Source organism: Pedomonas sp. (assembly GCF_036515995.1).
Lineage (GTDB): Bacteria > Pseudomonadota > Alphaproteobacteria > Sphingomonadales > Sphingomonadaceae > Pedomonas.
In genome coordinates this window covers 26,112-35,856 of the sequence record NZ_DATBUP010000117.1, presented here as the reverse complement: position 1 = coordinate 35,856, position 9,745 = coordinate 26,112, and the positions used below count along the sequence as shown (strand labels likewise).

Sequence of the window (9,745 nt, the reverse complement as noted above, 5' to 3'; positions counted from 1 at the left end):
CGAACAAGCGCTGACCCCGGATCAGCCGAACGGAAAACGGCGGCCTCCTCTCGAGGCCGCCGTTCCCGTTTTCGCAGCCATGTGAAAGCCGCCCAGCCTGCACCTGCAGGCTCAGTGCTGCTTCAGCCGCGCGGCATACTTCTGGCGGAACTTGCGCACCTTCGGCCCCACCACGGCAGAGCAGTAAGGCTGGTTCGGGTTATTGGCGAAATACTCCTGATGATAGTCTTCCGCTTCCCAGAACCTGGTTGCAGCCACCACCTGCGTCACGATCGGGCTCGGCCACTCCGGCTGCGCCTCCGCAATGGCCTTCTCGGCCGAGGCCTTCTGCGCATCGTTCAAGTAGAAGATGGCTGAGCGGTACTGGGTGCCCACGTCGTTCCCCTGCCGGTTGAGCGTGGTCGGGTCATGCACGTGGAAGAACACGTCCAGCAGCTCGTCGTAGCTGATCTGGCTCGGGTCGAACGTGATGCGCACGGCCTCGGCGTGGCCGGTATCCTCCTCGCACACCTGCCGGTAGGTCGGGTTGTCCACATGGCCGCCGATGTAGCCGGATTCCACCGACTGCACGCCCACCAGATCATCGAACACCGCTTCCACGCACCAGAAGCACCCCGCTGCCAGAATCGCCGTCTCGGTTTGCGCCATAACTCGATCTCACATCCGCTCGATAAGGTGTATAGAGGGCGGGAACGCTTGAGAGGACGCCGGCTGTTCCAGCCGGTTGCCTTCAAAATGCCCGCCTGCCCTGAAGAGACGGCAACTATAGCCTCCGGCCCCACCTGATGGAAAGACTTGGCTTCATGACCGATATGATTGACCGCGCCCTTGCTCATGTTCCCGACCTCCTGCGCGAGACCGCCGAGCGGGTGATCCTGCCGCGCTACCAGACGCTGGCCGACCACGAGATCCGTGAGAAGACCTCGGCCGATGATCTCGTCACCGTTGCCGATGAGGAATCCGAGGCCCTGCTGACCGACGGCCTGCTCAAGCTCCTGCCCGGCTCGCTGGTTGTGGGCGAGGAAGCAGTCGCGGCCGAGCCCGAGGCCATTCACCGCCTCGGCGGCAGCGAGCCCGTCTGGGTGATCGACCCGCTCGACGGCACCGCCAATTTCGCGGCGGGCAACCCCACCTTTGCCGTCATGGTCGCGCTGGTGCAGAACAACGAGACCATCGCCGCCTGCGTGTACGATCCCCTCGGCCAGCGCATGGCCGAAGCCCGCCCCGGCGCAGGCGCGTTCATCAACGGCCAGCGGGTGCGCATTCCCGCCCGCAAGCCGGGAAAAGCGCGGGTTTCCGTCTCGGTCCGGTTCTGGCCGCCGGAGATCGCCGCCGCGGCCCGGCTCGAGACCATCGAGCCCGTCGAGCCGCTCATGTGCGCCGGTCAGGAATACCTCCGCCTCGTGAGCGGGGGCATCGACGCCGCCTCCTACTGGCGGCTGCTGCCATGGGATCACGCCGCCCCTGCCCTCATCGCGCAGGAAGCGGGCGCCCGCATCCTGCACCCGGATGGCGCGCTTTACCGCCCCTATTGCGCGCCGCGCCTCGGTCTCATCGCCGCCCATCCGGATGTCTGGGAGGAAGCCCGCCTGTCCTCCTATCCTGACCTCGCCCTCGTTCCGGGCTCGAACACCGGGGCCTAAGACGAACCGTTCGAACTTCTCTGCCCCAGTGGCGTTAGCAACTGAAGTGGCAGCCTGTACTGAAACTCGGCGGTGCGCGGGAAAGCGTGCCGCCGCTTTTTTTTGAGCAAGCATGACGATCGCGCAGTGCCGGCAGAAAATTTAAACCGCCCGGATGGAATAAACTCTGCTGCCAGCCCGTATATGGCGCATGAAGGATAAGTCATTCGATGTGGTGGGACAGTTGCCGGCGCTGCTGCGCTATGCGCGCGCGCTCGTCCGCGACCCTGCCGATGCGGAAGAGCTTGTCCACGAAACGCTGCTGCGCGCCTATGAGCGCCGCGACAGTTACGACACCCGCCGAAGCCTGCGGCCCTGGCTGTTCTCCCTGCTCCACAACCTGTTCGTCGACATCTACCGGCGGCGGCAGATGGAGGAGCGCGTCGTTGATGCACTGACGGCCGACCCGGTTGCCGCCCCGCCACCGCCCGATGCGGACACCCGCGTGCAGCTGGCCGAAATTCATAAGGCCTTCACCCGCCTGCCGGAGGCCCAGCGCGCCGCCCTGCATCTCGTGGCGGTCGAGGGCCTGTCCTATCAGGACGCTGCCGATGCTCTCAGCATCCCCATCGGCACGCTCATGTCCCGCCTGTCCCGCGCGCGGGCCACGCTGCGCCTGCTCGACCGGCCGGCCGGGCAACGCCCGCACGCGCCGCAGCAAACAGACACGTCTCAGGGCCGCACGCCGCAAGGCTCGGTCCAGCTCAAACTGATCAAGGGTTCCCATGGGTCAGAATGATACTTCCCAGCCGAGCTCGATCACCGAGGTCGACCTTCAGGCCTACATGGACGGACAACTGGACGATGCCCGCCGCATCGAGGTTGAAGACTTCCTCGCCCACCATCCCGAAGCAGCGGCTGAAGTCATGGCGTCCCTGCGCACCATGGATGCGCTGCGCCTGCACGCCCAGTTGCAGGACGAGCCCTCCGCGCGCCTCGTGGCAGGCGCAACGCGGCTGGAGCAGGGGTTGAAGCGTCAGGTCTGGCAGCGCACCGTTCTGCGCCTCACCGGCCTTGCCGCCGCCATCACCGCCGGGTGGATCGTCTTCAGCGCCGTTCAGCCTTTCAACGGCGCAATCCAGACCGAAGCCGCCACCCTCGCCTTTGTCGATGACGCGCTCGATGCCCGCCGGGCCCAGTCGCTACGCCAGCGCATGGCCTCCCAGGTCGAAACCGCCAGATACGATCCGGCCGAGCTGCGCATGGAAACCGATCTGGCCATGCCCGCCCTGCCCGCGGGCTGGAAGGTCGTCGATGTTCAGATCTACCCGTGGGACGAAGGCTACAGCATCGCCGTCACGGCTGACGCGGGCGATCTCGGCACGGTCACGCTGTTCGCCGCGCCGCATGTGCCCAAGGCGCCCGGCGGCATGCGCACAACCATCGTCGGCGGCACCACCGCCACCTTCTGGCAGTCGGGTGGCCTGGCCTATGCCCTCGTCGGCCACGCCAGCGAAAGCCGGTTGCAGGCGGCGGCGGAAGTGCTGCTCTCCAGCCTCCAGACCGAGCCGCCGGAAATCGCCGATCACATGAAGACAGCAGAAGACTCGTTCTAGCCCTCCGTACGTAAATTGCTCCGTGGATTACCTTTCTTATGCTTACAGACCTCCATCAGGCCCCGGGCGGGGCAACCGTCGACACTGACGTCTGCATCATCGGCAGCGGCGTTGCCGGGCTGACTCTGGCCCGCACCCTGCTGGCCCGCGGACTGCACGTCTGTCTGTTGGAGAGCGGCGGCCGTGATCACGAGGATCCCGTCCACCAGCTCAGCGACGGCGACAATACCGGCTTCCCCTACTACGACCTTCAGGAGTGCCGCCTGCGGCTGCTGGGCGGCACCACCGCCATCTGGGGCGGCCGCCTTGCCGAGCTGGACCCGGAAGATTTCGAGGCAAAGTCCTGGGTGCCGCACAGCGGCTGGCCGATCTCGAAGGATGACCTCGCGTCCTACTACCGCGAGGCCTGGAAGGTGTTCGGCATGGATGCCGACACCCCGATGCTGCCCTGGCTGAAGGACGCGGCAAAGGGCCTCGCCCACGCCTCGTCCGATGCGCTCGAAGCCGGCTTCTGGCGGTTCGATACCCAATTCAACCGCTTCACCCACCGCAACATCGCGGACGTGACCGACCATCCGCGCGCGCAGGTCTGGCTGCACGCCACCGTCACCCGCATTCAGGCCTCCGAAGACGGCGGCCAGATCACCCACGTGGTGGCGCGGGACCATCAGGGCCACCAGCTGACCGTGCGTGCCCGGCATTACGTGACGGCTGCGGGCGGCATCGAGAACGCGCGCCTGCTGCTGGCCTCCAACGACGTGTGGCAGAACGGTCTCGGCAACGCCTACGATCAGGTGGGCCGCTACTTCATGGAGCACCCCCACGCCCGCGGCGGGCGCGTGGAAAGCGCCAGCGCGTGGCAGCTGCTGAAGGTGCTGGGTCGGTCCTACCGCTATCAGGGCACCCGCATGGCCGCCATGCTCCGGCCGAGCCGCGCCTTCCAGCAGCAGGAGGGCATCCTCAACACCGCCATGACGCTCGGCGCGCGCCAGAGCGCTGATGCCAGCATGTTCCTGCCGCTGAAGATCTACAACACCATGAAGCACCGCCTGCCGCCGACCGAAGCCGGCCGGCGGATGTGGATGGCCACCAAGCAGACGGCGGTCTGGCTGCACGAGCATATCGACCCGCTGCGCCCTTGGCTCATGGTCAAGTCCGGCCGGCGCGACCTGTCGATCATCATTCGCGCCGAACAGGCCCCCAATCCTGACAGCCGCGTGACCCTGACACGGGAAACCGATGCGCTCGGCATCCCCAAGGCCGCGCTGGACTGGCGCTTCCGCCCCATCGACAAGCACACGCTCGCCGTGATGATGAAGCGCTTTGATGCGACCCTGCGCGACAACGGCCTGGGTCAGGTCAGCATCCAGCCCTGGATCACCGACAGCCATACCACTTGGGAGACCGACCCGCTGGTCAGCTCCCACTCCTACGGCGGCTATCACCACATGGGGGCCACCCGCATGTCGGCCAGCCCCCGCACCGGCGTTGTCGATGAGAACTGCAAGGTCCACGGCATCGCCAACCTGCACGTGGCCGGCAGCTCCGTGTTCACCACGTCCGGCTGGGCCAATCCCACGCTCACCATTGCGGCTCTCAGCATCCGGCTCGGCGAACAGATCGCCGCCGACCTGATCCGCGACGACATTCCAACCCGCCAGACCACCTACAGCAAGGTGCCGATGGCGGCGGAATAACCTCTTACCGGCAGACTAATCACCCTGCCAAACTTGGCGGCCGGCCACCCCCAAACCCCCGGCCGCCAATTTTTTTGCCCGCTTTCCGAGGAAAGGTTTCTGCAGAGAGGCGCAGGAACGGCAGGCCCCTCCTTCAAACAAAAAGCGCCCCCGGCCCCTCCAACGAAAAACGCCGGCGGGATCTCTCCCACCGGCGCATTTTCTGTCGGCTCTGGCGAGGCCTTACTCGGCCGCCACCGGCGTCGTCACCGAACCCGGCTCGGCCGTGTTCTTGTAGGACAGCACCGGCTGACGGGCAGCGCGGGTTTCGTCCAGACGCTTCACCGGAGCGAAGTGCGGCGCTGCCGTGAAGCGCTCCTTCTCTCCGTTCTTCGCCGCTTCCGCCAGCGAGCGCAGCGCGCCGATGAATTCATCGAGCGAAGCGCGGCTTTCGGTTTCCGTCGGCTCGATCAGCATCGCGCCGTGCACCACCAGCGGGAAGTACATGGTCATCGGGTGGTAGCCCTCGTCGATCATTGCCTTGGCAAAGTCGAGCGTGGTCACGCCGGTGTCCTTGAGGAAGCGGTCGTCGAACAGGGCTTCGTGCATGCACGGACCCTCGAACGCCGGGGTCATCACGTCCTGCAGCTTGGCCATGATGTAGTTGGCGTTCAGCACCGCGTCTTCCGCTGCCTGACGCAGGCCGTCCGCGCCGTGGCTCAGCATGTAGCTGGCGGCGCGCACGAACATGCCCATCTGGCCGTGGAAGGCAACCATGCGGCCGAAGCTCTGGTCGCCCTCTTCAAGGTGCTCCACCAGTTCGAACCGCTCTTCCGTCTTCTTGACGTAGGGCAGCGGCGCAAACGGAGCCAGCGCTTCGGAGAACACCACCGGACCCGAACCCGGACCACCGCCGCCGTGCGGGGTGGAGAAGGTCTTGTGCAGGTTGATGTGCATGGCATCGACGCCAAGGTCGCCCGGGCGCACCTTGCCGACGATGGCGTTGAAGTTCGCGCCGTCGCAGTAGAAGAACGCGCCCACCGCATGCACGGCTTCGGCGATCTTGATGATGTCCGGTTCGAACAGGCCGCAGGTGTTCGGATTGGTCAGCATGATCGCCGCCACGTCCGGACCCAGCCGCTTCTTCAGCGCCTCGAAGTCCACCCGGCCGTTCTCGGTCGCCGGAATTTCCTCGACGCGGTAGCCGCAGAAGGCCGCCGTCGCCGGGTTGGTGCCGTGGGCCGATTCCGGAACCAGCACCACCTCGCGCGCATCGCCGCGGGCTTCCAGCGCCGCACGAATCGCCAGCAGGCCGCACAGCTCGCCGTGAGCGCCGGCCTTCGGCGACATGGCAACGGCCGGCATGCCGGTCAACTCCATCAGCCAGTGGGCAACCGTGTCGATCAGCTCCAGCGCGCCCTGCACCGTGTCCTGCGGCTGCAGCGGGTGAATGTCGGAGAAGCCGGCCAAGCGGGCCATCTTCTCGTTCAGGCGCGGATTGTGCTTCATGGTGCACGAGCCCAGCGGGAACAGGCCCATGTCAATGGCGTAGTTCTTGCGGCTGAGGCGCGTGTAGTGGCGCACGGCTTCCGGCTCGGACAGACCCGGCAGGCCGATCGGCGCTTCGCGCTCCAGCCCGCCGAGGCGCGAGGCCACCTTCGGTGCGTCCGGCACGTCAACGCCGGTGCGGTCGCCGCGGCCGATCTCGAAGATCAGCGGTTCGTTGAGGTCGAGGCCCTTGTGGCCGGTGAAGGTGGTGAAACCTTCGGCCGAAGCGCCTTCGCCAGTTCCCGTGGGGCGTCCCTGACGGTTCAGCATGACAGCACCTCCTCAAGGCCCTTTGCCAGCGCCTCGATGTCGGATTCGGTTACAATTTCGGTCACGGCCAGCACCACGCCGTCGTGCAGGGCCGTCTCGGTCGGGTAGAGGCGGCTCAGCGCCACGCCTGCCAGGATGTCCCGATTGCCCAGCTCCCGCACCACATCGCGCGAGGGCTTGGACAGGCGGATGGTGAACTCGTTGAAGAAGGCGTCGTTCAGCACTTCAACGCCCGGCACCTTGGCCAGCCGCTCGGCGGCCTGAACCGCGCGGGCGTGGTTGAACTGGGCCAGCTGGCGCAGACCCGCCTCGCCCAGAAGGCTGAGGTGGATGGTGAACGCCAGCGCGCACAGGCCGGAGTTGGTGCAGATGTTGGAGGTCGCCTTCTCGCGGCGGATGTGCTGCTCGCGGGTGGAGAGCGTCAGCACGTAGCCGCGCCGGCCGTCCGCATCCACGGTTTCACCGCACAGGCGGCCCGGCATCTGACGCACGAACTTCTCGCGGCAGGCGAACAGGCCGAGGTACGGACCGCCGTAGTTCAGGCCGTTGCCGATGGACTGGCCCTCGCCCACAACGATGTCCGCGCCCATCTCGCCCGGAGACTTCATGAGGCCGAGCGAGACCACTTCGGTCACGACGACGACCAGCAGCGCGCCGTTGGCGTGGCAGGCTTCGGCCAGTTCCGTCAGGTCGGCCACGTAACCGAACAGGTTCGGGTTCTGCACGACGACGCAGGACGTGGTCTTGTCGATCTGGCCCAGCAGCGCTTCGTAGTCACCGCCCGGCTTGCCCTTGGCCAGCTCCGGCGTGCCGATCACCAGCTCGTCGCCCGAAACCTTGGCCAGCGCCTTGGCAACGTCAACGTAGTGTGGGTGAACACCGGCCGAGATCAGCGCCTTCTTCCGGCGGGTGATGCGACGGGCCATGAAGATGGCCTCGGTCGTTGCGGTCGAGCCGTCGTACATGGAGGCGTTGGCCACCTCCATGCCGGTGAGACGCGCCACCTGCGTCTGGAACTCGAACAGGTACTGCAGCGTGCCTTGTGCGATTTCCGGCTGATACGGCGTGTAGCTGGTCAGGAACTCGCCGCGCTGGATCAGGTGATCCACGCTCGCCGGCACGTGGTGCTTGTAGGCACCGCAGCCGATGAAGAACGGCACGGCGCTGGCCGGAGTGTTGCGCCCGGCCATGCGGGAGAGCATGCGCTCCACCTCAAGCTCGGTCGCATGGTTCGGCAGCGACGTGATCGGTTCCTTCAGAAGAGCCGCTGCCGGAACGTCCCGGAACAGCTCGTCGATGTGCTCGACGCCGATGTCCGCCAGCATAGACTGGCGGTCAGCATCCATGTGGGGCAGGTAACGCATCCCAATTCCTCAGATTTTACGGGTCAGGCGAGGCTGGCCACGTAGTCCTTGTAGGCAGCCTCATCCATGAGGGCTTCCAGTTCCGCGGTGTCGGACAGGCGCACGCGGGCAAACCAGCCCTCGCCTTCCGCGCCGCTGTTCACCAGGCTCGGGTCGTCGTTGAGGGCCTCGTTGGCCTCCACCACCTCACCCGAAACCGGGGCATAGACTTCCGAGGCCGCCTTCACGGACTCGACAACCGCCAGTTCGTCGCCCGGTGCGACGGTGCGGCCGATTTCCGGCAGTTCCACGAACACCACATCGCCGAGCTGGCCCTGTGCGTATTCGGAAATGCCGATGGTGCCGGTGTCGCCTTCAACCCGCACCCACTCGTGATCCTTGGTGAAATAAACGGTCATGAAACCTTACCCCTGCTGGCCTTGAGGCCCGTTGATTGCCTGTTCGGCTGTTACTTGGAAATTCGAACGTAGCGGTGCGGCACGAACGGCATCGGCACCACAGTTGCCGTCAGCCTGCGGCCGCGCACGTCGATGAAGATCTGCGTGCCGTCGCTGGCGAAATCCTTCTCCACGAAGGCCATGCCGATGGGCGCTTCCACCGTCGGGGCAAAGCCGCCGCTGGTGACAAGGCCGATCACGCGGCCATCTTCGGTCACCACCTGCGCACCCTCGCGCGCGGGCTGGCGTCCTTCAACCTTGAACCCGACGCGCTTGCGGTCGGTTCCGCTCAGGATCTGGTTCAGCACCACATCCGCCCCGATAAAACCGCCTTCCGTCTTGCGGCGCTTGGAAATGGCAAAGCCAAGTCCGGCCTCGATCGGCGAGATTTCGGTTGTCAGATCATGGCCGTAGAGCGGCAGGCCCGCCTCCAGGCGCAGGCTGTCGCGCGCACCAAGGCCGATCGGCTTCACTTCCGGCTGCTCGAGCAGCGCCTTGGCGAACGCCACGGCCCTGTCGTTCGGCAGCGAGATCTCGAAACCATCCTCGCCGGTGTAGCCCGCGCGCGAGATCCAGAGCTCTGCCCCGTCCCACGTGAAGGCACCCGCCGTCATGAAGGTGAGGCTTTCAACGCCCGGTACAAGACGTGACAGCGCATCGACCGCCTTGGGACCCTGCAGCGCCAGCAGCGCCAGATCGTCCCGGTAGGTCACGGTGACGCCCTTGGGCTCCAGCTGCGCCCGCATGTGGGCGATGTCACCCTGCTTGCACGCGCCGTTCACCACCACATAGAGATCGCCCTCGCGGCGGGTGATCATCAGGTCGTCCAGCACGCCGCCGGTTTCGTTCAGCAGCATGGAATAGCGCATCTTGCCCGGCTGAAGCGCCAGCACCTCGCCCGGAACGATGGTCTCCAGCGCCACGTCGGCACCATCGCCGGTCAGCAGCACCTGCCCCATGTGGGAGACGTCGAACAGGCCCGCGCTCTCACGGGTCCACTTGTGCTCGGTCATGATGCCGGTCGGGTACTGCACCGGCATGGCATAGCCAGCGAACGGCACCATGCGGGCGTCCAGCGACACATGCAGATCGTAAAGCGGCGTATGCAAAAGGTTCTCTGGCGCGTCGGCCATAGCAAGTCTCCGTGACAACACGCCCTTTTCCAGGACGCTCCTGCCCCCTCTGTCACGGAACCTGAGAGCTTTCGTGACG

At 66.0% G+C, this 9,745-nt stretch carries 9 protein-coding genes; 4 read left to right on the top strand and 5 right to left on the bottom strand.

The window, feature by feature from the left end; all coding sequences use genetic code 11:
* Nucleotides 1-111 precede the first annotated feature (111 nt).
* Nucleotides 112-648 carry a peptide-methionine (S)-S-oxide reductase MsrA gene (gene msrA / locus VIG90_RS09140; protein ID WP_331593192.1) on the bottom strand — a complete coding sequence of 179 codons (537 nt, stop codon included), beginning with the start codon at nt 646-648 and terminating at the stop codon, nt 112-114.
* Between the two features lie 155 nt (nt 649-803).
* On the opposite strand from msrA, the gene VIG90_RS09135 reads away from it, so the two are divergent.
* From VIG90_RS09135 to VIG90_RS09120, 4 genes are all read left to right on the top strand, one after another.
* Entirely contained in the window at nt 804-1,643 is an 840-nt protein-coding gene (locus tag VIG90_RS09135) for an inositol monophosphatase (protein ID WP_331593191.1), read from the top strand.
* A gap of 190 nt (nt 1,644-1,833) precedes the next feature.
* Complete coding sequence (locus VIG90_RS09130) at nt 1,834-2,421, top strand: sigma-70 family RNA polymerase sigma factor (RefSeq protein WP_331593190.1); 588 nt, start codon at nt 1,834-1,836, stop codon at nt 2,419-2,421.
* On the top strand, nt 2,408-3,238 hold the full coding sequence (locus VIG90_RS09125; protein ID WP_331593189.1) for a hypothetical protein: 831 nt from the start codon (nt 2,408-2,410) through the stop codon (nt 3,236-3,238). Before VIG90_RS09130 ends, VIG90_RS09125 begins: the two co-directional genes overlap by 14 nt.
* A gap of 38 nt (nt 3,239-3,276) precedes the next feature.
* Complete coding sequence (locus tag VIG90_RS09120) at nt 3,277-4,935, top strand: GMC family oxidoreductase (protein ID WP_331593188.1); 1,659 nt, start codon at nt 3,277-3,279, stop codon at nt 4,933-4,935.
* Nucleotides 4,936-5,157: 222 nt separating this feature from the next.
* On the opposite strand, the gene gcvPB is transcribed toward VIG90_RS09120, so the two are convergent.
* The 4 genes from gcvPB to gcvT are packed head-to-tail and all read right to left on the bottom strand — an operon-like array spanning nt 5,158 to nt 9,666.
* On the bottom strand, nt 5,158-6,732 hold the full coding sequence (gene gcvPB / locus VIG90_RS09115) for an aminomethyl-transferring glycine dehydrogenase subunit GcvPB (RefSeq protein WP_331593187.1): 1,575 nt from the start codon (nt 6,730-6,732) through the stop codon (nt 5,158-5,160).
* The gene (gene gcvPA, locus VIG90_RS09110) at nt 6,726-8,096 is read right to left on the bottom strand and encodes an aminomethyl-transferring glycine dehydrogenase subunit GcvPA (RefSeq protein ID WP_331593186.1); all 1,371 of its coding nucleotides are present in this window, start codon (nt 8,094-8,096) and stop codon (nt 6,726-6,728) included. The genes gcvPB and gcvPA overlap by 7 nt, the downstream gene beginning before the upstream one ends.
* Before the next feature lie 23 nt (nt 8,097-8,119).
* On the bottom strand, nt 8,120-8,494 hold the full coding sequence (gcvH, locus tag VIG90_RS09105) for a glycine cleavage system protein GcvH (protein WP_331593185.1): 375 nt from the start codon (nt 8,492-8,494) through the stop codon (nt 8,120-8,122).
* Nucleotides 8,495-8,544: 50 nt separating this feature from the next.
* The gene (gcvT, locus tag VIG90_RS09100; RefSeq protein ID WP_331593184.1) at nt 8,545-9,666 is read right to left on the bottom strand and encodes a glycine cleavage system aminomethyltransferase GcvT; all 1,122 of its coding nucleotides are present in this window, start codon (nt 9,664-9,666) and stop codon (nt 8,545-8,547) included.
* Nucleotides 9,667-9,745 lie beyond the last annotated feature (79 nt).